General features: G+C 69.3%; 21 protein-coding genes. 8 read left to right on the plus strand and 13 right to left on the minus strand.

The annotated features are described in order from the left end of the window. Positions 1-3 precede the first annotated feature (3 nt). Complete coding sequence (locus B0I29_RS07410; protein WP_111648146.1) at positions 4-1,629, plus strand: glycoside hydrolase family 13 protein; 1,626 nt, start codon at positions 4-6, stop codon at positions 1,627-1,629. Here the strand turns inward: B0I29_RS07410 and B0I29_RS07415 are convergent. Then, a complete protein-coding gene (locus B0I29_RS07415; RefSeq protein WP_111648147.1) occupies positions 1,537-3,006 on the minus strand; it encodes an MFS transporter in 1,470 nt (489 codons plus the stop codon). The two genes, B0I29_RS07410 and B0I29_RS07415, sit on opposite strands and share 93 nt — an antisense overlap. 134 nt (positions 3,007-3,140) lie before the next feature. On the opposite strand from B0I29_RS07415, the gene B0I29_RS07420 reads away from it, so the two are divergent. Next, entirely contained in the window at positions 3,141-4,271 is a 1,131-nt protein-coding gene (locus B0I29_RS07420; RefSeq protein WP_111648148.1) for a glycosyltransferase, read from the plus strand. Here B0I29_RS07420 and B0I29_RS07425 read toward each other — a convergent pair. The 4 genes from B0I29_RS07425 to xylA form a co-directional block, all read right to left on the minus strand. After that, positions 4,268-5,743: an RICIN domain-containing protein gene (locus tag B0I29_RS07425; RefSeq protein ID WP_111648149.1), complete on the minus strand. Its 1,476-nt coding sequence runs from the start codon at positions 5,741-5,743 to the stop codon at positions 4,268-4,270. The genes B0I29_RS07420 and B0I29_RS07425 overlap by 4 nt on opposite strands. Before the next feature lie 2 nt (positions 5,744-5,745). Further along, entirely contained in the window at positions 5,746-7,176 is a 1,431-nt protein-coding gene (locus B0I29_RS07430) for a pectinesterase family protein (RefSeq protein WP_111648150.1), read from the minus strand. Between the two features lie 154 nt (positions 7,177-7,330). Beyond that, complete coding sequence (gene xylB / locus B0I29_RS07435) at positions 7,331-8,731, minus strand: xylulokinase (protein WP_111648151.1); 1,401 nt, start codon at positions 8,729-8,731, stop codon at positions 7,331-7,333. Between the two features lie 2 nt (positions 8,732-8,733). Continuing rightward, complete coding sequence (xylA, locus tag B0I29_RS07440) at positions 8,734-9,918, minus strand: xylose isomerase (protein WP_111648152.1); 1,185 nt, start codon at positions 9,916-9,918, stop codon at positions 8,734-8,736. 74 nt (positions 9,919-9,992) lie between these two features. Here xylA and B0I29_RS07445 point away from each other — a divergent pair, with 74 nt between their 5' ends. Beyond that, on the plus strand, positions 9,993-11,120 hold the full coding sequence (locus tag B0I29_RS07445; RefSeq protein WP_111648153.1) for an ROK family protein: 1,128 nt from the start codon (positions 9,993-9,995) through the stop codon (positions 11,118-11,120). Between the two features lie 70 nt (positions 11,121-11,190). On the opposite strand, the gene B0I29_RS07450 is transcribed toward B0I29_RS07445, so the two are convergent. Both B0I29_RS07450 and B0I29_RS07455 read right to left on the minus strand, forming a co-directional pair. Further along, entirely contained in the window at positions 11,191-12,891 is a 1,701-nt protein-coding gene (locus B0I29_RS07450; RefSeq protein WP_111648154.1) for a substrate-binding domain-containing protein, read from the minus strand. 248 nt (positions 12,892-13,139) lie between these two features. After that, positions 13,140-14,198, minus strand: coding sequence for a lactonase family protein (locus B0I29_RS07455; RefSeq protein ID WP_111648155.1), 1,059 nt, complete (start codon positions 14,196-14,198; stop codon positions 13,140-13,142). A 108-nt stretch (positions 14,199-14,306) separates the two neighbouring features. Between B0I29_RS07455 and B0I29_RS45135 the strand changes: the two genes are divergently transcribed. After that, the gene (locus tag B0I29_RS45135; protein ID WP_146616736.1) at positions 14,307-14,498 is read left to right on the plus strand and encodes a hypothetical protein; all 192 of its coding nucleotides are present in this window, start codon (positions 14,307-14,309) and stop codon (positions 14,496-14,498) included. A gap of 84 nt (positions 14,499-14,582) precedes the next feature. Next, on the plus strand, positions 14,583-15,650 hold the full coding sequence (locus B0I29_RS07460) for a LacI family DNA-binding transcriptional regulator (protein ID WP_111648654.1): 1,068 nt from the start codon (positions 14,583-14,585) through the stop codon (positions 15,648-15,650). A 37-nt stretch (positions 15,651-15,687) separates the two neighbouring features. Here the strand turns inward: B0I29_RS07460 and B0I29_RS07465 are convergent, their stop codons facing one another. Beyond that, positions 15,688-16,494 (minus strand): hypothetical protein, encoded by an 807-nt coding sequence (locus B0I29_RS07465; protein WP_111648156.1) that lies wholly within the window; start codon positions 16,492-16,494, stop codon positions 15,688-15,690. 68 nt (positions 16,495-16,562) lie between these two features. Here B0I29_RS07465 and B0I29_RS07470 point away from each other — a divergent pair, with 68 nt between their 5' ends. Continuing rightward, positions 16,563-18,161, plus strand: a complete 1,599-nt coding sequence (locus B0I29_RS07470) for an AfsR/SARP family transcriptional regulator (RefSeq protein WP_111648157.1) — start codon at positions 16,563-16,565, stop codon at positions 18,159-18,161. Positions 18,162-18,167: 6 nt separating this feature from the next. Here B0I29_RS07470 and B0I29_RS07475 read toward each other — a convergent pair whose 3' ends face one another. The 4 genes from B0I29_RS07475 to B0I29_RS07490 are packed head-to-tail and all read right to left on the minus strand — an operon-like array spanning position 18,168 to position 22,221. After that, a complete protein-coding gene (locus B0I29_RS07475) occupies positions 18,168-18,767 on the minus strand; it encodes a GTP-binding protein (RefSeq protein ID WP_111648158.1) in 600 nt (199 codons plus the stop codon). Further along, positions 18,748-19,134: a DUF742 domain-containing protein gene (locus B0I29_RS07480; RefSeq protein WP_111648159.1), complete on the minus strand. Its 387-nt coding sequence runs from the start codon at positions 19,132-19,134 to the stop codon at positions 18,748-18,750. The genes B0I29_RS07475 and B0I29_RS07480 overlap by 20 nt, the downstream gene beginning before the upstream one ends. Continuing rightward, complete coding sequence (locus B0I29_RS07485; protein ID WP_111648160.1) at positions 19,124-19,546, minus strand: roadblock/LC7 domain-containing protein; 423 nt, start codon at positions 19,544-19,546, stop codon at positions 19,124-19,126. The genes B0I29_RS07480 and B0I29_RS07485 overlap by 11 nt, the downstream gene beginning before the upstream one ends. Next, entirely contained in the window at positions 19,543-22,221 is a 2,679-nt protein-coding gene (locus tag B0I29_RS07490) for a nitrate- and nitrite sensing domain-containing protein (protein ID WP_111648161.1), read from the minus strand. Before B0I29_RS07490 ends, B0I29_RS07485 begins: the two co-directional genes overlap by 4 nt. Before the next feature lie 310 nt (positions 22,222-22,531). Between B0I29_RS07490 and B0I29_RS07495 the strand changes: the two genes are divergently transcribed. Both B0I29_RS07495 and B0I29_RS07500 read left to right on the plus strand, forming a co-directional pair. After that, positions 22,532-23,218 (plus strand): hypothetical protein, encoded by a 687-nt coding sequence (locus B0I29_RS07495; protein WP_111648162.1) that lies wholly within the window; start codon positions 22,532-22,534, stop codon positions 23,216-23,218. 12 nt (positions 23,219-23,230) lie between these two features. Next, positions 23,231-24,253: a hypothetical protein gene (locus B0I29_RS07500; protein WP_111648163.1), complete on the plus strand. Its 1,023-nt coding sequence runs from the start codon at positions 23,231-23,233 to the stop codon at positions 24,251-24,253. Positions 24,254-24,314: 61 nt separating this feature from the next. On the opposite strand, the gene B0I29_RS07505 is transcribed toward B0I29_RS07500, so the two are convergent. Beyond that, positions 24,315-24,848: a hypothetical protein gene (locus B0I29_RS07505; protein WP_111648164.1), complete on the minus strand. Its 534-nt coding sequence runs from the start codon at positions 24,846-24,848 to the stop codon at positions 24,315-24,317. Between the last annotated feature and the right edge of the window lie 52 nt (positions 24,849-24,900).

Here is a 24,900-nt window from a genome sequence, read left to right on the forward strand (position 1 = left end):
CGCATGCCCTCCTCAGAAGCCTGGTGGCGTGACGCCGTCATCTACCAGATCTACCCACGCTCGTTCGCCGACTCCGACGGTGACGGCATGGGCGATCTACCCGGCATCACCGCGCGCCTGCCCCAGCTCCGCCGGCTCGGCGTCGACGCCGTGTGGCTGTCCCCGTTCTACCCGAGCCCGCAGCACGACGCGGGTTACGACGTGGCCGATTACCGGGGCGTCGACCCGCGGTTCGGCTCGCTGGGCGACGCCGACAAGCTCATCACCACCGCACACGAGCTCGGCCTCAAGATCATCGTGGATCTGGTGCCGAACCACACCTCCAGTGACCACGTCTGGTTCCAGGCAGCGCTGAACGCCGAGCCGGGCAGCCCAGAGCGCGAGCGCTACATCTTCCGTGACGGCAAGGGCGCCGGCGGAAACGAGCCGCCCAACTCGTGGCAGAGCGTCTTCGGCGGTTCCGCCTGGGAGCGGCTGCCCGGCGGCCAGTGGTTCCTGCACCTGTTCGACGTCTCCCAGCCGGACCTGAACTGGGACCACCCCGAGGTCCGCGCCGAGTTCCTCGACATCCTGCGGTTCTGGCTGGACCGGGGCGTCGACGGTTTCCGGGTCGACGTCGCGCACGGCCTGATCAAGGACGCCGACCTGACCGACTGGACCAGCCCGGCCACCGTGCTCGGCGGCCTGGAGCCGGCCGGCCCGCCGCCGCCGATGTGGGACCAGGAAGGCGTGCACGAGATCTACCGGCAGTGGCGTGCCGTCCTCGACGGTTACCCGGGCGGGCGCATCCTGGTCGCCGAGGCGTGGGTGCAGCCCGAGGAGCGCCTGGCCCGTTACGTACGCCCGGACGAGATGCACCAGGCGTTCAACTTCCCGTACCTGGAGACGCCGTGGAAACCGGCTGAGCTCCGCGCGGTGATCGACTCCTCGCTCGCCGCCAACAGCTCGGTCGGCGCGACCACCACCTGGGTGCTGTCGAACCACGACGTGGTGCGGCACGCGTCCCGCCTCGGATTTCCGATCGGCGAGCCCCGCAAGCCCGGCATCGGCGCCGACGACCCGCAGCCGGACACCGGACTGGGCCTGCGCCGGGCCCGCGCCGCGACGCTGCTGATGCTGGCGCTGCCCGGCTCCGCGTACCTGTACCAGGGTGAGGAGCTCGGCCTTCCGGAGCACACCACGCTCGCCGACGAGTACCGCGAGGACCCGGCGTGGGAACGCTCCGGGCACGCCGAGAAAGGCCGCGACGGCTGCCGGGTGCCGATCCCGTGGGAGGCGGACGCCCCGTCGTACGGTTTCGGCCCCACGGACGCGAGCTGGCTGCCGCAACCGGCGGTCTGGTCCGAGTACGCGCTCGACCGCCAGGTCGACGTGCCCGGCTCGACGTACGAGCTGTACCGCTCGGCGCTGGCCGCCCGGCGTGAGCACGCGCTGGGCTCCGGCGTGCTGACCTGGTCGGACACCAGCGAGAAGGTGCTGTCGTTCCGCAACGGCGATCTGCTGGCGCTCACCAACTTCGGTGCCGAGCCGGTCGGATTACCGTCCGGCGCCCGGGTCCTGCTGACCAGCGAGCCCTTGGACGCCGACGGCCGGGTCCCCTCCGACGTCACCGTCTGGGCCGTCGTCTGAGCGCTCGGCTGCCACGGCCAGCAGGGTGGTGTGCGTCTCGGCCATGTCCGCCGCCACCGTCCTGCTGGCCAGCCAGTACATGATCCCGGTCGGGATGAAGAAGAACTGGAACGCGGCAAGCCCGACGGCGTAGTTCAGCGGCGGCGGGAACGCACCGGCCAGCCCTCGGAAAGCGACGCCGACCAGCGCGTTGCCACCGGCTCGGCCAACCCCGTTGATCAGGTTGCCGAGGCTGTAGACGGTGCCACGGTGCTGCGGCGGGTTCACGTCGGCGATCATGGCGAACCAGTTCGGTGAGTTCGCCGAGGTCAGCATCAGCGCGAAGACCGCGATCGCCAGGCAGGCCGCGACGGTCGGCTCGGTCACCACGTTGGCCAGCACCGCACGGATCAGCTCACCGGTGCTCCCGCCGTCCGGCACGGTGATCTTCATGGGAACGAAGAAGAGCACCACGTAGAACGGCACGGCGGCGAGGACACCGACCGAGGCGACCAGCGCCCGGCCCCTCGGAGTGCGCCGCTGCAGCCGGTCACCGGCGAGCCCGCCGAGGATCGACAGCGCCGCGCCCAGCTGGAAGATCGTCGCGAAGATGCTGCCGACCAGCACCGCGGTGCCCGCTGAATATCCCTGGTCCTCGGCCCGCGCGCGGAACAGGATCGGCAACCAGACCAGCGATCCGAACGCGATCTGCGCGGTGCCGCCCTGAAGGATCAACCAGACATTGGTACGCCTTTTCAGGATCACCGGGATGTCCTGGTGGTGGATCCGCTCGTCGTACTCGACGCCGGCCAGTTCAGGCTGGCTGTCGCCGCGCGGCACGTTGTAGGTCAGCAGGTACGCGCAGGTGGCGATCACCCCGGCCGCCGCGGTCACCAGGAACGGCCGCCGCCAGTCGGCGTGCCCGAGCAGCCCGCCGACCAGCGTGCCGGCCAGCGTGCCGACGCCCTGCGACAGCCCCCAGAAACTCATCACCAGCCCACGCCGGCGCGGCGAGATCAGGTCACTGACCACGGCGAAGCTGACCGAGGCCACCCCGCCGAGCCCGAACGCCGCGACCACCTGCGCGGACAGGAACGCCGGATAACTCTCGGCGAGACCGGACCAGGCGGTGCCGATCACCCAGATCGTGGTGCCGGCCACCAGGACCGGCTTGCGGTCGGTGCGATCACCCACGTACGCGAAACCGATCGCCGCGACCGCGCTGATCAGGAACATGGCCGTGGTCGCCAGCGCGATATGTCCCTCGCCGACACCCAGATCGTCGCCGATGCTGCCGTACAGCGGCGGGACGATGCCGATCGCCACGTTGTCGAGGGCGGCCAGGATGACGAAGACCACCACGCTGTACACGCGGTGCACAGTCCCGCCCCGGCCCATCACCCGATGAGGCTATCCGCACCCGATGCCCGCCAGCGCCCCGCACGGTGGCCGTCCCAGGTTGTTGTTGATCGTTAGGGAGGGCGTCAGCGGTGTGTTGCCTGCCGGACCACGGTCCCGGTTCACCTATTGGCATGCTGATCGCCCGCATCGCCAACTTCGTGCACGCAACGTCGGGTGGGCTTCGTACCGCGCTCCGGGAGCTGGGCCGGGGGTACCTCGAAGCCGGCCACGAAGCGGTGCTGATCGTGCCGGGCGCGGTGGCTTCCGACGAGCAGACCGATTACGGGCGGGTCATCACGCTGCCCGGGCCGATGGTGCCGGGTCTCGGCGGATATCGCGTGCTGCTCAACCGGATCGCCGTGGGCGGGCTGCTGCGCCGGCTGGAACCGGATCGGATCGAGGTGCACGACCGGTCGACGCTGCGCTGGACCGGTGCCTGGGCGCGGCGGGCCGGGGTCCCGGCGCTGATGGTGTCGCACGAGAGTCTGGACGGGCTGCTGCGGCTCTACGGTCCGGGACCGGTGGGCCCGTGGATCGCCGGGGCGCTCAACCGGCGGACCGTGGCGGCTTTCGACACCGTGGTCTGCACGACCGGCTGGGCTGCACGGGAGTTCACCCGTTTCGGCGGGGCTCCTTTACGCGTACCCCTGGGAGTTGATCTTGAAAGGTTTTCGCCCGCGTTTCGCGATGAAGAGTGCGCGGGTGAGGTGATGTTGCTGCACTGCGGGCGGTTGTCGGCGGAGAAGCAGCCGCATCTCTCGCTGAACACGCTTGCCGAGCTGCGGGCGGGCGGGATCGACGCCGAGCTCGTGGTGGCCGGTGACGGTCCGTTGCGCGAGGCGCTGGAGGCCGAGGCCGTGGCGCGGAAGCTGCCGGCGCGGTTCCTCGGATATGTGGGTGATCCGCGCGGGCTGCTGGCGACCGCCGACGTGGTGCTGGCGCCCGGTCCGATCGAGACGTTCGGGCTGGCGGCACTGGAGGCTCTGGCGAGTGGAACGCCGGTCGTGGTGCGGTCGGAGAGCGCGCTGCCCGAGGTGATCGGGCAGGCCGGGGTGGCCGCGGAGGGTGACGGCGCGAGCTTCGCCGCCGCCGCACGGACGTTGCTGGACCGGCCGGAGAGCGAACGCCGGGCTGCGGCCCGCGCTCAGGCCGAGCGTTTTCCCTGGTCCCGATCGGTGGACGGCTTCCTCGCCGCGCACCGGATCCCGAAGGCGGCGCCGCGCTTCGCTCGCGGCGCCGCCCTCCCCTTGCCCCCGGGTTAGTTGCCGATGTTGGCCTGCGGCCCGGCGTATTTGGCGAGCAGCGCCGGGATGTCGGCTGCCGCGTCCAGGGTGTACGCGTAGAAGCTGCTCGGCGTGAAGGCCGAGCCGTTGGTGACCTGCTTGCCGGACGAGTTCTTCACGATGCTGCCGCTCTGCTTGAGCTGGCCCTTCGTGAGGTCGTCGACGTTGTACGGGTTGGCCACGTTGTCGAAGTAGCTGTTCTCCAGAACCATCTTGGTGCTGCCGCGCGACAGGTTGCCGTACGAGGTGATGTTCTGCAGGTAGTTGTTGTAGAGGTGGGCGTACGCCACGTTGTCGGTGCTGGGGTTCCGCTGGCTGGTGTTCTTGATCCAGTTGTGGTGGATCGTCATCCGCGCGGTGACGTTCTCGGTCCAGCCGATGCCGAACGCCTTGTTGCCGGTGTCCAGCAGGTTCCAGGACACGGTCAGGTACGTGGTGTCCTTCCGGCTGTCGATCATGCCGTCGTTCATCCGGGTGATCTTGTTGTGGTCGATCCAGATGTGGTCGGCCGTGTCCATCTGGATGCCGTCGTAGTCGTACGTCTTGTCGTCCGGGTCGTCCTCGGTCATCTGGGTGTCCCGGATGGTGAGGTTGCGGATGATGACGTTCTTGACGCCCGCACCCAGGAAGAACCCGCCGCCGACGATCTCGCCGCTGGTGCCGGAACCGACGATGGTCTTGTTCGACTTCACCTTCAGCTCGGTGCCCTTCGGCGTGATCGTGATGGCCTTGGCCACCTTGATCACGTAAGGCTCGGTGGCGGTGACGTACTTCGTCAGGTCGGCGAGGGTCGACACGGTGACCGTGGCGCCGGCCGCGCCGCCGGTCGTGCCGCCGCCGGTGGACGCGAAACCGTCCGGGGTGGACGCCCAGGTCCGACCGCTCGAACTGGCGGTCGGCGCCGCGGTGGCCCCGGTGACCGGGGTGAACGCCCACTGCTTGTTGCTGTTGGCCGTACACGTCTCCTGGATGATCGACGCGCCGTTCGCGGTCGACGCTGCCTGGTCGGAGATGCACAGGCCGGAGGCGATGTTGACGATCTGGAACGTGTCGGTGCCGCTGGCGACCGTCTTCCACTGCTGGTTCGTCTGCGAGCCGACACAGCCCCACTGCTGGAGCCGCAGGCCGGACGTCGTGGCGCCGGACGGCACGTCGACGCACTTACCGCTGTTCACGTTCTGCAGCAGGAAGTTGCTTCCCGACGCCACCAGCTTGAACTGCTGCCAGGTCGAACCAGTCGTACAACCCCACTGCTGGAGCAGAGCACCGTTGTCCTTCGACGCGGCCGGCACATCGATGCACTTGCCGCTCTTCTTCACGACCAGCTGATAGGTGCTGCCGGCTGCCGGTGCGGCGGCCGCGTTGGAGGGCAGCACCGCCCAGCCGATGAGCGCGGCGGGGACCGCGATGACGACAGCGGTCAGGGCCGCGCGCTTCTTGGCGATTTTCATGATCAACCCACCGGGTTCCAGTTGTCCGAGCCCGCGAGGTACTTCTGCGGGGTGTAGTTGGCCGCCGTCGACGCGCTCATCTGCGGGCGGTTGCTGTTCTTGGTGGCGCCCGAGCCGGTGTTCGCGTACTCGAAGAAGCGCGCGTTCTGCCAGGTGTTCGTGGACATGTTGGTCCACGGCTGTGCGGTCGCGATGGTGGCGCTCAGGCTGGTCTCGCGGTACAGCACCTGCGCGTCCTGACCCCACGGGCGGCCGAGCCCAGTGGTGTTGTTCGTCGCGCCGGTCACCGTGGACTTGTAGATCAGGAATCCGTACGCGTTGGCCGCGTCGGTCCGGGCCGCCGTGATCGGGCCGCCGGTGCTGCGCTTCTGGTAGATCTTCGTCGCGTTGATCACCGTGGTGCCGCCGCCGAAGATGAAGTCGACGGTGCCCTCGACGTACGAGTTCTTGATGTACGAACGGCCGCTGTTGAGCAGCAGGGTGTCCTGCGCGCCGAGGAACCGGACGTTGTCGAAGATCAGACGGTCGGCGTTGAGGTTGGCGGCCACGGCCTGGCTGCCTTCGCCGTAATCGTTCGAGATCGTCAGGTTGGTGGCGTTTGTCTCCTTGCCGTTGGCGAAGAAGGTCGCGCTGCCCGAGGTGCCGTAACCGCCGGCGTTGCTGCGGTTGTTGACGATCACCACGTCGTCGGACGAGTCACCGCCGCCCTGCAGCGTGATGAACGGCTTGTTCGACGGGATGGTCACGATCTCCCGGTACGTGCCGGGCTTGATGGTGATCGTCTTGCGGCTGGTGTTGTTCGCGGCGACCGCGTCGACGGCGGCCTGCACGGTCTTGTACGTCCCGGTGCCGTCAGCGGCGACCGTGAACGTGCCGGTGCTTCCGCCCGACACCAGATTGAACGCCCACTGCTTGTTGCTGTTGGCCGTGCACGTCTCCTGGATGATCGACGCGCCGTTCGCGGTCGACGCGCCCTGATCCGAGATGCACAGGCCGGAGGCGATGTTCACGATCTGGAACGTGTCGGTGCCGCTCGCGACCGTCTTCCACTGCTGGTTCGTCTGCGAGCCGACACAACCCCACTGCTGGAGCCGCAGGCCGGACGTCGTGGCGCCGGACGGCACGTCCACACACTTGCCGCTGTTCACGTTCTGCAGCAGGAAATTGCTTCCCGACGCCACCAGCTTGAACTGCTGCCAGGTCGAACCAGTCGTACAACCCCACTGCTGGAGCAGAGCACCGTTGTCCTTCGACGCGGCCGGCACATCGATGCACTTGCCGCTCTTCTTCACGACCAGCTGGTACGTGCTGCCGGCGGCGGGGGCGGCCGCGGCGTTCGACGGGAGCACGGCCCAGCCGATGAGTCCGGCGGGCACGAGCAGCGCGGTCGCGAAACCGAGCAGTTTCCGCCTGCGAGATCTTCTCTCTGCCATTGCGGGTCCTTCCTACATGCGGGGATGCCGGCCGGGGACAGCCGGGAGGTTCCGTGCATGTAGATGCCGCTGCGGCGAGAGGACAACAAGTTTTCGGCCGGCTCTTTTTTCGAGCTCTTCTTTTCGAGCTCGGACCCGAGCCGGCCGAAACCTGTCAGCGGGTGCGGTCGATCACCGCGTTCTGTGCTGCCGCGTACTGCTCCCGGATCAGCGGGACGGGTGCGTCCTCGTAGATCTCGGGGCTGGCCGCCGACCACGAGGGCGGGTTGTCCCCGCCGAGCACGACCCAGGCCGCCTGGCGGGCCGCGCCGTCGGCGACGTACTCGCCGGGCGGCGGGACCAGCACCGGCTTGCCGAAGAGCGCGGGCGCGATGCGGCGAACCGCCTCGCTGCGCGCCCCTCCACCGACCAGCACGATCCGGTTGGCCGCGGCGCCCTGCGCGACCAGGGCGTCCAGGCCGGCGGCGAGGGCGCAGAGCATCCCCTCGACGGCGGCCCGGGCCAGGTGCGCCGGGTCCGAGGTCTTGAGCGTGAGCCCGTGGATCGCACCGGTGGCGTCCGGCCGGTTCGGCGTCCGTTCCCCTTCCAGGTACGGCACCAGGACCAGGCCGTCGGCGCCCGCCGGGGCGGACAGCGCGAGCCTGGACAACTCGTCGTGGTCGACGCCGAGCAGCTTGGAAGCCGCGTCGAGCACCCGGGCCGCGTTGAGCGTCACCACGATCGGCAGGAACCGCCCGGTGGTGTCGGCGAAGCCGGCCACCGTGCCGCTGGGGTCGATCGGAGCCACGTCGGAGGAGACGAAGACCGTGCCGGACGTGCCGATCGAGACGATCACGTCGCCGGGCAGCGCGCCGGTGCCGAGAGCGGCCGCCGCGTTGTCACCGGCGCCGGGACCGAGCGGCGCACCGTTGGGGAGGCGACCGGCGATGCCGGTCGGTTCCAGCACCTCGGGTACCCGAATCCGCCGGCCGAAACCAAGTTCGAGCAGGTCCAGACGGTATTCGCCGGTCTTCGCGGACCAGTAGAGCGTGCCGCTGGCGTCGCTGCGGTCGGTCTTGATGTCCGCGATGTCGGTCGACCCGGAGAGTTTCCAGGTCAGCCAGTCGTGTGGCAGGCAGACCAGGGCAACCCGAGCCGCGTTCTCCGGCTCATTGCGGGCCAGCCAGCGCAGCTTGGTCAGCGTGAAGCTGGCGACCGGGACGATGCCCACGGCCTCCGCCCACTTCTCGCCGCCACCCAGCTCCTCGATCAGGTCGGCGGCCGCGCCGGCGCTGCGTGTGTCGTTCCACAGCAGCGCCGGGCGGACCACCTCACCGTTCTCGTCCAGCACGACCATGCCGTGCTGCTGGCCGGCGACCGAGGCGGCGACGACGTCGTCGAGACCGCCGGCTTCCTCGATCGCCTGCTGCAGCGCGGCCCACCAGGCGTCCGGATGCACCTCGGTGCCGTCCGGATGGCTCGCCCGTCCCTGCCGGACCAGCTCGCCGGTCTCGGCGTCGCGGATCACGACCTTGCAGGACTGGGTAGAGCTGTCGATCCCGGCAACCAGAGCCATGGTCAGCGGGCTCCGAGGAGGTGGTCGATCGCGAGCTGGTTCAGCTTCACGAAGCCGAAGCCCTTGGCGCCGACGGCGTCAGCGTCGTAGTCCTCGAAGGCGGACTTGTCGGCGAGCAGCTCGGCGTAGCCCTCACCCGGGTTCAGCGTCGGGGTCTTGAGCTCGGCGACCTTGCTGGCGGCGAGCGCCTCCTGCACCTCGGGGTCGGCGCGGAACGCCTTGGCCCGCTCCTTGAGCAGCAGGTACATCCGGATGTTGGCCTTGGCCGAGTCCCAGACGCCGTCGTAGTCCTCGGTGCGGGACGGCTTGTAGTCGAAGTGACGCGGTCCGTCGTACGCCGCGCTGCCGTCCGCGCCGTTCTCCAGGAGGTCGACCAGGGAGAACGCGTTGAGCAGGTCACCGTGGCCGAAGACCAGGTCCTGGTCGAACTTCGGGCCGTGCTGACCGTTCAGGTCGATGTGGAAGAGCTTCTTGTGCCACAGCGCCTGGGCGATGCCCTGGGTGAAGTTGAGGTTCGACATCTGCTCGTGCCCGGTCTCCGGGTTGATGCCGAACAGCTCGGAACGCTCCAGCTCCTGCACGAACGCGATGGCGTGGCCGGCGGTCGGGAGAAGGATGTCGCCGCGGGGCTCGTTCGGCTTCGGCTCGATGGCGAAGCGGAGGCCGTAACCACGGTCCTCGGAGTACTGCGCGAGCAGGTTGAGCGCCTCGCGGTAACGGTCGAGGGCAGCGCCGACGTCCTTGGCCGAGTCGTACTCAGCGCCCTCGCGGCCGCCCCAGAGCACCAGGGTCTTGGCACCCAGCTCGGCGCCGAGGTCCATCTGGCGCAGCACCTTGCGGATCGCGTAACGCCGCACGGAGCGGTCGTTGCTGGTGAAGCCGCCGTCCTTGAACACCGGGTGGGTGAACAGGTTGGTGGTCACCATCGGGACGATCAGGCCGGTCTCGTCGAGCGCCTTCTTGAAGCCCGCGATGATCCCGTCGCGGGTCTGGGCGTCCGCGCCGAAGGGCACCAGGTCGTCGTCGTGGAAGGTGATGCCGTAAGCGCCGATCTCGGCGAGCTTGTGCACCGCCTCCACCGGGTCGAGTGCCGCGCGGGTGGCGTCACCGAACGCGTCACGAGCCTGCCAGCCAACGGTCCAGAGACCGAAGGAGAACTTGTCATCGCGTGTGGCCTGGACAGACACGGTTACCTCCGGGAAACGCGGTTGATTTGTTTATTGGTTGAATTATTTGCCGGGGGTATGGCATTGTCAAGGGCGTGACGGCCCGCCTGACTTCTCGTTCCAGCGCACCCGTCCGGCAATCGAGCGTGCGAGCCCATAATCTCGCGCTCGTGCTGCATACCGTGGCAAACAGCACAGATCGGCCATCACGAGCGGGCGTCGCCGCCGTGACCGGGCTCACCCGGGCCACCGTCTCGGCGCTCGTCGACGACCTGGTCGCCGGTGGTCTGATCACTGAGATGGACCCGCCTCCGCGTACCGGCGCCGGGCGTCCCGCGGTCGGGCTCGCGCTCAGCTCGGCCGGTCCGGCCGGTCTCGGCTGCGAGATCAACGTCGACTACCTGGCCGCCTGCGTGGTCGATCTGACCGGCACGGTCCGGCAGCGATTCGTCGAGCACGCCGACCAGCGCCCCTCCGGCGCCGAGCGGTCCCTGGAATCGCTGGGCAGGCTCGCCGCCCGGGCCCGGCTCGCCGCCGAGGCCGAGGGCCTGACCGTGGCCGGCGCCGCGCTCGCCGTGCCCGGCCTGGTCGCCGGGAACGGCTCGGTGCGGGTCGCACCCAACCTCGATTGGCAGGATGTCGACGCCCCGGCGCTGTTACGCGCCGTGCCCGAGCTGGCCGACCTGCCGATCAGCGTGGACAACGAGGCCAACCTCGCCGCGCTCGGCGAGCTGCGGGTCTCCGGCGGAGACCCCACATTTCTGTACGTGTCCGGCGAGGTCGGCATCGGCGCGGGACTGGTGCTCGACGGCCGGCTCTACCGGGGTGTGCGCGGGTGGAGCGGCGAGATCGGGCATGTCACCGTCTATCCGGACGGCCGGCCCTGCCGGTGCGGCGCCCGCGGGTGCCTGGAGCAGTACGCCGGGCAGGAAGCCCTGGCCGGTGACCTGCCCCTGGCCGCGGCCTCCCTCGGCATCGCCCTGGCCGCCGTGGTCAACCTGCTCGACGTGCCGGTGATCGTGCTCGGCGGGGCGTACGCACCACTCTTCGCCGAATTGCGGGCCGGGATCTCCGAGGAGCTCAGCCGGCGGGTGCTGACCTCAGGACTCGCCGATGTCGTGCTGCGCCCCGCCGCGCTGGGTGCCGACGCGGCGATGCGCGGGGCGGCCGACACGGTGATCCGGGCTGTTCGTGACGATCCTGCGGCGTGGTTGCGCCGTTAGGGCGTACCCAAGGCAATGAAGAGCGACCGCCGTCCCCAGAGGGACGGCGGTCGCTGAGCGTGAGCACCGATCAGCTGGCGCCGGTACGCGTTCCGATCGCTTCGAGGAAGATGTCGCTGATGCGGGCCGGGTCGGGGGCGATGAAGACGCCACTGCCCTTGACCACAGCCGAGATCTTATCGAGCTCGGCCTTGTTGACCTCGTTACCGATACCGATCAGCACGAGCCGGACCGGCTTCTTCGGGTCGACCGCCTTCTTCAGCTTCTCCAGGAATTCGCCCTGGCCGAGGCCGTCGGGGTTCAGGTTCTCGCCGTCGGTGAAGAGGATGACCGAGTTGCTCCGGCCGGCCTTCCAGCCGTTCTGAACCTCCCCGTAAGCGGCGAGAACCGTGTCGTAGAGACCGGTCGCGCCGTCCGGCACCGGGTTGAGCTTGCCGATCGACTCCTGGAGCGCCTGGCGCCCCGCGGTGAGCGGCGTGATCGGGACCAGTTCCTTGTAAGGCTTGGTGCCGTCCAGGTTCGTGGAGAACCGCCAGACGCCGACCGCCCACTTGTTGTTGAACAGGGCCAGACCGCCCGCTGCCGCTTCCTGCGTCACCTGGGCACGCGTGGCGCCACCGGCAGTCGGCACGGCCTTGGACATCGAGCCGGACACGTCGAAGACCGCGAGCACCCGGCCGGGCAGCGTGGTCGCCACCCAGGAACCGACCGCCTGGCTCAGAACCTGGCCGCTGATCCCGGAGGCGGCCTTGCCACCCTCGGAGCTGCCCGAGCTCTTCACCGCGGGGGACGCGGCCGGAGCGCCGACCGGAGCCTGGAAGCTCGCGCCGTAGGTGCCATCCGGCGCACGCAGGCCGACCGAGGCGAGCGTCTCCTTGAAGGCGCCGCTGGACAGCTGGGCGAGCAGACCGTCGGACGCGGCGGCCTTCAGCGAGTCGACACCCTGCGGCATCACCGCGTACGGGTAGTCGAGCGGCGTCGGCGCCGGCTGCATGTAGATCGCGCTGAGCTGCACGGCCGGGCGCTGGGCGTTGTACGCCACCACGTCCTCCTCGGACAGCGGCGCGGCCTGGAGGCTGTTGCCCAGGTCGTTGGCGTCGTTCGACTTCGGGAACTGCTGGAGCAGCTCCTCACGCAGCGACGAGCGGTTCTCGGAGAGCGCGGTCAGCGCCTGCACCTTCTTCAGCTTGCCTTCCTGGCTGCTGCCGGCGATCGCACCGATCGCGAGCAGGCTCGTCAGGCCGGCAGCGTCGCGCGTCGGGTCGACGATGCCGACCTGCAGCGTGCTCTCCGTGCCGAACTGGCCGAGAAGCTGCGCCCAGTCCATGTTCTTCTCCGGCCAGCCGAAGTTCTTCGCCACCGGCTCGGGCATCGCGAGCACGATCGGGCTCTGCGCGACCGAAGCGATCTTGGTTGGCTTGAAGCCGGACGCCTCCTGCTGGAGACGCAGGAGCCAGGTCGACGAATCCGGGAGCCACACGTCGGGAACCGTCACCGTCTCGGGCGCGGTGCCCAGGCCGGCGAGGGCCACGTCGTGATCACGGGAGACGGCACCGGCGATGTCAGCGGGGTTCGCGGAGGTCACATCGACCGCGACACACGTCCCCGAGACCTCGGCACCACTCGCCGTCCACTGTTGAGCGACCTGTTGGACAGCAGGCGCGATTTCGGGAGCAGCGGCAACCGACAGGCGCACGGACCCGGTACAACCGGAGTCCGCCAACTGCTGATAACCGAGCCACGTCCCCGCAATTACGACGACTATCGCCATCGCACCTCCGACGACGCCCGCTCCCTTTGCGTTGAAGTTTCTACGATGGCGGCCAGACACGCGCTCTATAGTGTCGATCTCGGAAGCTGAATGCCATATACGTTCGGACGAAAATTACTCAGATTGGCGCTTCCCGATCTAAGAAACACTCTCCGTGACGACTCGGCTTCGATCGGTATCAACTTTTGGGTTTGTCGCGCCTGATTTGCTCCTAAAGATCACTGACATGCCCGGCTGACCGATCTCCCCTATGGCCTGATCATCGGGGGATTCCAGCGGAGCAGACAGGTGGGACTCGGTTCACCGGTCGGCTCACCTTGCACACCGGGAATTCCGGTGTCCGGATCGATACGGAAAACCGTCACGTTGTGTGAACGCTCATTGGCTACGTAGAGGTGATCCCCGAGCAAGATCATGTGCCGCGGCCACACCCCACCGGTCGGCACCTCGGCGATCAACTCGGCCGTCTCACCGTTCCAGGAGAACGCGGAAACGGTGTCCGGTCCCCGGTTAGCCACATAGACGAACCTGCCATCGGTACGAATGGTGAGCTCCGACGGATAGACCGGGCCGGACAGCCGGCTCGCCATGACCGATCCGGCCTGTTCGAGCGTCGGACCGCCCGCCGGGCGGTACCAGGTCACGTCACCGGTCAGCTCGCCGGCGAGCAGCAGCGTCCCGCGGGAGCCCTTCGCCATGTGCCGCGGGCCGGTGCCGGGCTTCGCCTCCACCGCCGGCTCGGGCAGCCCCAACCGGCCGGAGATCGGGTCGAGCCTCGACCGCCACACACGGTCCGAACCCAGATCGGAGATGAGCACATCAGGGCCGTTCGGATCCGGAACGACCTGGTGGGCGTGCGGCGAAGCCTGACGCTCCGTGTTCGGACCGGAACCGGAGAGCTGGAGGAGATCACTGCGCTCGGCCGGCACACCCTCGGCGTCAAGCGGGAAGACCGCGACCGATCCGCTGCCGTAGTTCGCCACCACCAGGTGCCGGCCATCCCCGGTCACCGCGAGGTGGCAGGGGTCCGAGCCGCCGGTCGGCCGGGTCGCCAGCGGGATCAGCGAGCAGTCCGGCGCCACCGAGAAGGCGGTGATCGTGCCCTGGTCCAGCTCGTTCACCGCATAGAGCACCGGCAGGGCCGGGTGCTGGGCGAGGAAGGATGGCGACGGGGTGCGGGCGGCGAGCCCGAGCCGGGTCAGATCACCGGTGGCCGGGTCGCGGCGGAGCAGCGTGATGCCGTCGCCCTCGCCTCCCTTGTCACCGGTGTAACAGCCGACGAAGACGTACTCAGCGCTCGTACCCATGCCCTGATCCCATCACATCAGGATGTCCCCGCAAGTTCGCCTCGCCTTCTTGACCGGTACAGAAGACGCGGTTACTGTACCGGTACAGATCGCATCTGGAGGTAAGTCATGGAACTACCTGCCGCGTACATCCGTGGCGTCCAGGACATGACCCGAGAGGTTCTGAGCGCCCGGCCCGACGCCCCGGTCGTGTCACCTGCGAAAACCTCCGCTCGCACACCACGGGTGCGGCTGGCCCTCTCGCGCGCGCTCTACCGTGCGTCGTGCGTGGTGGCGCCTGCCGGCCACCGCCCGGCCTGAGCTTTGTTCGATCAATGGGCCGGGATCGCCTTCCCTCACCGTCCGGCGGAAGGCGATCCCGGTTCCCGGCGCTACCGTGTGGACATGCCCCGGGTGACGCTGCAAACCATCGCCGACCGGGTCGGCGTGAGCCGGATGACCGTGTCGAACGCGTTCTCCCGACCCGACCAGCTCTCCCCCGCCCTTCGCGAACGGGTTCTGGCCGCCGCGCAGGAGCTCGGTTACGCCGGCCCTGACCCGACCGCGCGGGCCCTCGCCAAGGGCACCACCGGCGCGGTCGGCATCCTTCTCACCGACTCACTGCGGTACGCGTTCACCGACCTGGTGGCCGGCGGTTTCCTCGCTGCCATCGCCGAGGAGCTGGCGCCGACCGGGCTGGCGATCACCCTGCTCACCTCGTCCGGCTCCGGCGACGTGGTGCCCGCCCGCGATGTCGCGATCGACGGCGCGGTGGTCTACTCCTGCGACCCCACCTCGCCGGCCGTGTCCTGGTTGCGTCGCCGGCACCTGCCGATGGTCTTCGTCGATCAGGACCAGGTGGACGACGTGTCCAGTGTCAACATCGCCGACCGCGAGGGTGCCCGCGCCGCCGCACAGCACCTCGTCGACCTGGGCCACCGGCGGTTCGCCATCGCGATGAACGGTGAGAACGGCCGGCACGGCTTCATCGCGGACCCGTCGACGCTGGTCGAGGGCCACGCGTCACGCCAGCGCCGGCTCGGCTGGTTCGACGTCCTGGAACCCGCGGGCCTCAAGCCCGCGTTCATCCGTCACCCTCTGGAGCAGACCGAGGACGTACGCCGGGACGCCCGCTTCCTGCTGTCCGCGGACGACCGGCCGACGGCGTTCCTGTGCTTCTCGGACACCACCGCGGTCGGCGTCCGGCAAGCCGCCGAGGACCTGGGCCTGCGGGTCCCGGAAGACCTGTCGATCGTCGGGTTCGACGACGGCCCGGTCGCGGTCCGGATGCAGCCGGCCCTGACCACCGTGCGGCAGGACGTGGTGGAGAAAGGTCGCGCGGCCGCGGCGGCGCTGACCGAGGCCATCCGCCGCTCCCGAGATGGCGCGCCGGCGGCGGTGTCACACGTTGTCCTGCCTGCCGAGCTGGTGGTACGCGGCAGCAGCGGACCGGCGCCACGGACCCCCGTCTGACCCGTGGCGCCGGACCGCTGCGTTTTCCCGGTGTGTCTCAGCCCTTCAGAAGGTCGTAGACGTCCGCCGTGGCCTTCACCGCGTCCGCCGGTACCTCCAGAGAGGCGGCCGAGCCGTACTGGTCGTAGGTGACCTTGTAGGTGCTCGCCTTGGTCTTGCCGGCGGCCGGGATCTTCACGGTCGCCGTGGAGATCCGGCCCTCGCCGTCCACGACCACCTCGAGCGGAACGCCCTTGGCCTTCTCACCGAGCGCGGTGAGCGTGGCCCCCTCGACGATCTCCGCCTCGGTCGACTTCGTCAGGTCGGTCGTGCCGGCGTAGTGGCCGGGTGTGGTCTCTTTCAGATCGTCGGCCGCGGACACCAGCGCCGCGACCGAGCCCGGGTCGACCTCGGCCTCGCTGTACTTCATCTCGGTGACGAAGGAGTCCTCGGTCTTGGCCGGGTCCAGGGACATCCACTTCTTCGGCAGCTTCGGCAGGCCCATGTCCGCCGTCGCGCCCTTGAAAGCGATCTTGGTCCAGATCTTCTCCTCGATGACGAGGAACTTCATCGACAGGGTGATCGGGGTGTCCGGCACCTTCTGCGCGATCTCGGCGGTCAGCGCCTTGCCGGCCGGGTCGATCACACCGCTGAACGGCGACACACCGCCCTTGACCGTGTAGTGGAACGCCGGCGAGGACTCGTCCGGCACCGCGTCGAGCAGCGTCTCGCTCACGGTCGGCGCGGGGCTCTGCGCCGCGGTCGTCTTCTCGGTCACGCTCTCGGTGCCGGTGGCCGCACAGGCGGCCAGAGTGGTGCCCGCCAGCAAGAGGGTTCCTGCGGCGGCGATGCGGTTGCGGATCATGGCTGTCTCCTACGTCGGGGGTAGCTGCCGAGAAGACTCCACAGCACGACTGCCGATGTGCTGCGGCTATGCTGCTGCCGGCTGCGGTTCTGCTGCCGTCGACAAAAGCGCTGCTCAACAGGAGGGTCGCCGGGGTGAGTGACAGCCTCGCTGCCGTCCCGCTGCGGTTCGAGATCCTCGGTCCGGTGCGGGCGTTCCGAGGTGCCGAACGCGTTGACCTGGGCCCGGCCAAACAACGCGCCGTCCTCGCTGTCCTGCTGCTCAGCCCCGGCAAACCGGTGCCCGTGCACCGGATCATCGACGCGGTCTGGGGCGACGATCCGCCGGAGAACGGCCCCAACGTGGTGCAGAAGTACGTGGCGGGACTGCGCCGCGTACTCGACCCGGACCGCGTGCCACGCACTCCCGGCGAGTTGCTCGCGCTCACCGACGGCGGGTACGTACTCCGTGCCGTCACCCTCGACGCGGACGACTTCCGGGCCCGGCTGGCCCGCGCCGACGCCGAGCGTCAGGCCGGCAATGTGACCGAGGCGGCCGGGATCGCGCACGACGCGCTCGATCTGTGGCACGGCGAGGCACTCGGCGGGCTGACCGGCCCGGTCTTCGAGACGGCCCGCAACCGGCTCGCCGAGGAGCAGGCCAGCGCCTGGGAGCTGTGGGCCGAGATCGAGCTCAGCCAGGGCACCGACAGCGGACTGCTCTCCGAGCTGGGCCGCCTGGTCGAGGAGTTCCCGCTGCGCGAGGGGTTACGGGCGCAGCTGATGATCGCGTTGCAGCGCGCCGGGCGGCAGGCCGAGGCGCTCGCCGCGTTCCGGGACGCCCGGGAGTACTTCCTGGACCAGCTCGGCGCGGAGCCGGGTGAACGCATGCAGGAGGCGCACCGGCGGATCCTGCGGGACGAGGCGGTCTACGTCGAGGCGGTTGACCCGTGGGCCGGGCGGGACGTGACACCGCAGGTGACGGTGGTGCCCGCTTTTGCCCCGCCTCCGCCTGTGTCTCTGCCTTTTCCTCAGCCCTTGCCCCCGGTTTTTTCGCCGCCTCATCGATCGGAGGTGCGGTGGCTCGAGGTTCTGGCCGCCGCGGCTCTGCCGATCGTCGTCTGCACCTTCGGCAGCTGGATCTGGTTCGCCTGGGCGGCGGCACAGCGCAGGACCCGGCACGAGCTGGTCGCGGCGATCGTGTACTTCGCCGGGTTCATCGCGGTGATCGTCCTGTTCGCGATCAACCCGGCCCCGCTGGAGAGCGACGATGTCAGCGGCGCCGAGGAGGCCGCGGTGCTGCTCGCGGCGATCCTCTCGCTGACCGCCTCGGTGCACGGCGCGATCCTCGCCGCGCACGGCGGCGACAACCGGCAGGCGCGGGCACGACGCCAACTGGCCCGCCAGTTCGCGGCGGTCGACCCGGCCGGCGCCCGGCAGGCCGGCATCGGACGGCCAGACCTGCTGCGCGCGTTCGACGACGGCGGGCTGCTCGACCTCAACCACGCGCCGGTACAGGAGATCGCCCGGTTACGCGGTGTCGGGCCGGCCGAGGCACAGCGGATCGCCCAGGACCGTTACCAGCGCGGCCCGTACCTGCAGACCTCGGATCTGGTGACCCGGGGGCTGCTGGCCCCGGCGACGCTGCGGCGGATCGAGCCGTGGCTGATCTGCGTGCCGCCGGGCTGAGTGGCCTTACCGACGTCCCGCTGCTGTCAGCTGGCGCCGGGCAACGTATTCCACGAGCTCGATCAGCACGTTGCGGGCAGCAGCCTGGTCACGGGCGTCGAAGAGCACCACCGGGACACCCGGGTCCAGGTCGAGCGCACGGCTCACCGCGTCCGGCGCGAAGCGCTGGTGGGTGTCGAAGCAGTTGACCGCCACCACGAACGGCGTGCCACGCTGCTCGAAGTAATCGATCGACGGGAAGCAGTCGGCCAGCCGCCGCGTGTCGGCCAGCACCACGGCACCCAGCGCACCCTGCGACAACTCGTCCCAGAGGAACCAGAAACGGTCCTGCCCGGGAGTGCCGAAAAGGTAGAGCTGGAGATCCTCGGTGATGCTGATCCGGCCGAAGTCCATGGTCACCGTGGTGGTGGTCTTACCCTCCACCCCGGAGACATCGTCGGCGCCCTCGGCGCCGGTCAGGACCTCTTCGGTCTGTAGTGGCCGGATCTCGCTGACCGAGCCGACCATCGTCGTCTTACCCGCCCCGAAACCTCCGGCTATGAGGATCTTGAGCGCGGTGGGAATGCGCGACGAGCCGCCGTTGCGGTCAGAGCGCACGGAGTCCATTGACAACCGCCTTGAGAACGTCGACGTCGTGCGGCGCAGTCGCCGCCGGAGGTTCGTACAGCGCGATGAGGCCCGCTGAGCGTAGATCACCGAGGAACACTCGGACCACACCGATCGAGAGGTCCAGTTGGGACGCCAGCTCGACCACCGAGATCGGCTCCCAGGCCGCGGCGACGATGCCGTGGTGCTCCGGCTGGAGCTGCGGACCGATCGGCAGATCGGGAACGGTGGCGACCACGAACGCGACCAGGTCGAAGTCGCCACCCGACGGCGCGACCCGTCCACCTGTCATCGCGTACGGCCGGACCACCGGTCCCGCGTCGGAGTCCAGCCAGTCGTGTGTCACACGCGGCTGCTCAGAGGGCATCGGACGGCGCCAGAACCGACCGATCCGGCGCGCTCATGATCTGACCGACCCGGGTCACCAGCATCGCCATCTCGTAAGCGATCAGGCCCAGATCCGCGTCGGCGGACGCGAGCACGGCCAGGCACGCTCCCTGGCCGGCGGCCGTCACGAAGAGGAACGCCTCCTCCATCTCGACCACGGTCTGGCGTACCTGACCGGCGCGGAAATGCCGGCTCGCTCCCTTGGCGAGGCTCTGGAAGCCGGCCGCCATGGCAGAAAGGTGTTCGGCGTCCTCACGACTCATCGCCGCCGAGGCGCCGAGCATCAGCCCGTCGGCCGAAAGCACCACGGCCTGCTGCGCGGTTGGCACCCGTTCGACGAGGTCGTCGAGGAGCCAAGTGAGGTTCGCGCTCTGCTTAGTCTGTGCCACTATGCGTCCTTCTCCAGCCTGAGGTTCTCACCGGTGCCGTGCGCGCGGTCGCCATCCGCTGCTTCGGTCCCGGATGCTGCGTTGTCCCGAGCCGCCGCGACATCGACGAGGGCCGGGAAGCTGACGGTATCGTCCGGATTCACCGGAGGTTCGGTGCCTTCGGACTCGGTGCGGGCCGCAGCGACACGGCCACGGGTGGTGCCGAGCTGCAAGGCGCTCATGAGCGTACGGACCTGTTCCGGGCTGCGTTCCGGCGCGGTGGATTCCCGCTCCACAACGGGTTTGCGCAGCTGCGGCGCGAGGCTCGCCTGGCGTACCCGCTTCGGCAGTCCGTCGAGGCCGATCTCGCCGGTCGGCTCCTCGTCGAGCATCTCCAAAGGAGACGGTCCCCGCTGAGCGGGAACCCGCGGCGCCCGCGGCGCCTGCGGCGCCGTCTCACTCTCGCTCACTGCCGGACCGGAGTTCCTGGGTACGGAACGCGGCGCCACCGTCAGCTCGGAGGGCATCTCCAGAGCCTCGTTGGGCGTGCGGCGCACCCGCCGGCGCTGGACCAGTCCCTCGACGCTCAGCTCCTCGGCGACGAGGCTCGGCGCCGGGCCGCCCGGGTCCGCGGTGACGTGGTGTGTCTCCTCGTCGGTGGATGCCCGGCGACTGGCGACGGTCACCTCACGCAGCTCTTCGCCGCCCTGCCACTGGAGTTCCGCCAGCGATTTCCGCAGCGGGTCCTCGTCGCCCGAACCGACCAGCGGCGCGTTCCAGCCACCGGACGATCCGCCGCCCGGCCCGGCCGGCAGTGCGGGCGCGCTGGTCACCAGGTCGCCGGGGATCAGCACGATCGCGGTGATGCCGCCGTACGCGGAAGCGCGCAACGAGACCCGGATCTGATGCCGGCCGGCGAGCTGGGCCACCACGAAGAGGCCGAGGCGGGCGCTGTCGGTCGGGTCGAAGTCCGGCGGCTCGGCGAGGCGGCGGTTCGCCTCCTCGATCGCCTCGGGGCTCATGCCCAGGCCACGGTCCTCGATCTCCAGGGCGTACCCGTTCGGCAGCACCTGGCCGATCACCTGGACGCGGGCGTGCGGCGGGGAGAACGACGCCGCGTTCTCGATCAGCTCGGCGAGCAGATGGATCACGTCGCCGACCGCGCGGCCGTAGACCGCCGAGGAGGTGATGGCCCGGATGTCGACCCGCTTGTAGTCCTCCACCTCGCTGATCGCGCCGCGGACGACGTCGATCACCGGGACCGGGTTGCGCCAGCCGCGGCCGGGTGCCGCACCGGCGAGAATGACCAGGTCCTCGGCGTGCCGCCGCATCCGGGTGGCGAGGTGGTCGACCCGGTACAGATCTTCGAGCTCCTGCGGCTCGGTCTCGCGGCGCTCCATCCGGTCCAGCAGCGAGAGCTGGCGGTGCAGCAGGGTCTGGCTGCGCCGGGCGATGTTGAGGAAGACCTCGTTGATGCCGCGGCGGACGTTGGCCTCGTCGACCGCCGACTGCACGGCGGTGCGCTGCACCTCGTTGAACGCGCGGCCGAGCTGGCCGATCTCGTCGCCGCCGTACTCCAGCGGGGGCGTCTCGACCACGACGTCGACGGGCTCGCCGCGCTGGAGCCGGCGGACCACCGAGGGCAGCCGCTCCGACGCCATCTCCAGGGCCTCGCGCCGCAGCCGGATCAGGCGGCCGACGATCGACCGTCCGAACCGGACCGAGACGAGGATCGAGAGGACCAGGGCGGCCAGGCCGAGCAGGCCGGCCACGCCGAGCCAGAGCAGCACGCTGGCGGCCAGCGGCGTGGCGTCCTGCGCGACCTTGTCGACCTGGCGCAGCACGAAGTCGCTGAGCTCGGCGTTCGTCCGGTCGTACGTCGGCTGCCAGTCCTCGCCGGAGACCGGCGGCGGCCCGCCCGCGTAGCTGTCGCCGATCAGCTTGTTCTGCATGATGTCGAGGACGATGAACGACGAACTGGTGACGACTCGCGCGTACTCACCGCGGGACGCGTCCGGCATGTCGTCGACACCGGATTTGAGCAGGTAGCGCGAGTTGGCGATGTCCTCGATCAGGACGCCGCGGTTGATCGCGTTGATGAATCCCGCGGTGTTCGCCCCGGCCAGCATCGCGTCGACGCGGCTCAGGTGCTCCAGCCCGCGGAGCGCGTCGATCAGGCCGCGGACCTCACGGTCGACCCGCTCGTGGAAGAAGATCGCCGCGGAGGTGGACACCTCGAACGCGGCGTCGATCATGCTGCTGAAGTCACGCATGACCGGGAGTACGTCCTTCTCCACCCGGTCGTCGACCCGGTTGCGGGCCGCCGGCAGGCCGTCCAGCAGGAGAGTCAGGTCGTTGACCCGGGCGGTCACCGTCTCGGTCAGGTCCGCGTCGCCGATGGCCTCGCGGAGCACGCTGACCGCCTGATCGGTCGCGGCACGCTCGCGGTTGAGGTCGGTCGCGGACGGCTTCGCGGCGGAGACGTAGATCGTGGAGAAGTGCCGCTCGCGCTGAAGCTGAGCGATCAATTGCAGTCCCGGGTTACCGAGCTTGTGTACCGCGTCGCGTGCTTCGAGCAGGTTCAGAGCCGGTCCGGCGGTCACCACGGTCGCGAACACCCATAGCGCGAGCAGCGCGACGAGAGGCACCGCGACCATCGCGGTGATCTTCGAACGGATCGACCAGTTACGGCTTCTCATCAGGCTCCGCCCGAGGGGTTCGGTAGGAAACGATCAATGCGCCGGCCTGCCCCGACGGCCGATCAGAATGGGACGGCCGCCGCGTCCGGGCGCACGCGCTCCGGAAGAATACGTAATGACGTGCGTCTCAGCTAGCTCCCCGGTCTCCCGGATGCTGGGCATCCGTCCCGTTTGTCCAGCCAGATCGGCGTGCGATCTTTTTAAAGAGATCGTCGGGGTTACGACAGTGCGCCCTGACGCGGAACGTGAACCCGAGGGTTGGCGCCCGGTATCAGGTGGGAATACCTCCTATGGAAGAAGGAGGAACCCGATGTCCGCCACCGTCACCATCATCCTGATCGTCGTCGTCCTGCTGGTCCTGGCAGCGGTCGCCGTCGTCGCTGTCCCGGCACTGCGGCGCCGCCGGCTCCAGCAGACGTTCGGCCCCGAGTACGACCGTGTGGTCGCCGACACCGGCAACCGCACCGAGGCGGAGCGCGAGCTGAACGAGCGCACCAAGCGGCACGCCCAGTTCGAGCTGAGCCCGCTGTCGCCGGAGTCGCGGTCGAAGTACTCCGCCGCGTGGGAAGAAGTCCAGATCCGTTTCGTGGACGACCCGAAGGAAGCGGTCTCCACCGCCGACGAGCTGGTCACCAAGCTGATCACCGAGCGCGGGTACCCGACCGGCGATTACGACGAGCACCTCGCCAACCTGTCGGTCGAGCACGCCTCCACGCTGGAGCACTACCGGTCCGCTCACGACATCAGCGTGCGCAGCAAGAACGACGAGACCGAGACCGAGGACCTGCGTCAGGCCCTGGTCCATTACCGCGCCCTGTTCGCCGACCTGCTCGGCGAAGAGCCGGTCGCAGGCACCAGCACCAGCACCCCGGCCCCTCGCACTCCTGCCGACGACACGATCGCGGACGATGCGCCGGCTCGCACCGTGACAGACACTGAGGACACCGCCCCCGAACCCGGCGTCGCGCGCTCCCGCCCCGACGCCACCAGCCGCTGAGGAGCACCAACGATGCGCTTCTTCTCCAACGATGCCAAGGACAACGTCGAGGACCAGGACACCACCGACCGGGCCGGGCAGGACACGCCCGCGGCGGAGGTTCCCCAGCAGCGGGCCGGATCACCGTGGCAGCACGGCCCGGCCGACACCCGGGACCCGCTCGATTCTCGTGACCCGCTCGATGCCCGCGATTCTCGGGACTCGCTCGATTCTCATGACTCGCTTGACGCCCGCGATTCGCTTGACGCCCGCGATTCCCTTGATGACCGGCTGCCGGAGTCGGACGCCGACCGGACCGTTGCGATCGACACCGCCGACCAGGACAAGACTGTTCCGATCGGTGCGCGAAGCGACAAGCCCGCCTATTCGGACGAGACGGGCCGGCACGTGCAGGACGAGACGGTCGACCTGCCGCTTGAGGACAAGGCCACCGCGATCGACGAGCCTGCCGGCACCGGCAAGCGTGACGATGCCTACGAGCCCGCCGATGCCTACGAGCCGGTGGACACCTACGAGGAGAAGGACGCCGACGCGTTGAAGCGGGACGATGACACGGCGTTTGAGGACAAGGCGTTTGAGGACAAGGCCGCAGTGGTCGACGAGCCCAAGAGCGAGCCCGAGCACAAGCCTGAGCACGAGGCCGTGACCGAACCCGTGACTGAGCCCGAGGCCAAGACTGAGCCTGAGCTCGTGACCGAGCCCGTGATCGAGCCTGAGCCCGTGGTCGAGCCGGAGTCCACCACCGAGACCGCGCCCGTCGTTGTTCCCGTTGCCGACGGTCCTGTGGCGTTCTTCCCCACCGGTGAGACCCAGGCGCTGAAGGACCGCTGGCGTGACGTGCAGCTGCGTTTCGTCGACGACCCGAAGGCCGCCACCGGCGAGGCTGCCACGCTGGTCGACGAGGCCGTCGACAAGCTCACCACCGCGCTGCGTGATCACCGCGGTTCCCTTGCCAAGGGAACCGATGACACCGAGTCGTTGCGGGTGGAGCTTCGTGCGTACCGAGACATCCTGGACCGGCTCCTCGGCCTGTAGATCTCGCAAGGCAGAAAGGGAGGGGAGCCGAATGGCTCCCCTCCCTTGATGTTTCTGTTTGTCAGTTGATCGTGAAGCTCGACAGCGGTGCGCCGCCACCGGCGTCCTCGGACGGCTCCGGATCCTCGCTGACCTCGCCGGTCGGCTCCTCGGAGGGATCCGGCACGGGCTCTTCGTCGAGCGACGGGCTCGGCGAGGCGCTGGGCTCACCGGGTGCGCCGGACTCGCTGGGTTCGCTGATGGACGGCACGGCTGACGGGCTGGACGGCGCGGCCGGCGACGGCGACGAAGAGCTGGGTGTCACGACGATCGCGGCCGCGGAGCTCGACGACGAGCGCGCGGGAGACGGGCTCGGCGAGGTCGTGGTGGCGGTCGGGTTGGGGTAGACCTGGATCCAGTCCGCCTGGTCCGGTGTCTCACCGGCGCCGACGCCACCGAAGTCCATGTCCGTCGCGGGGTACTGCTCCTCGCCAACCGGGGCGGGACGCTCGTTCGGCGCGACGTTGACGGTGCCCAGCTGAGCGCCGAGCCAGAGGGCCGGGCCGAGCCCGACCGAGACGATTGCCCCGAAGAGCGTCAGTGGACCGCGTTCCATGAGCGCCCTCCCCCGGTATGGAGACGATCGTCGCGCCTCAACCGCTGACCCT

Source organism: Actinoplanes lutulentus, assembly GCF_003259845.1.
Lineage (GTDB): Bacteria > Actinomycetota > Actinomycetes > Mycobacteriales > Micromonosporaceae > Actinoplanes > Actinoplanes lutulentus.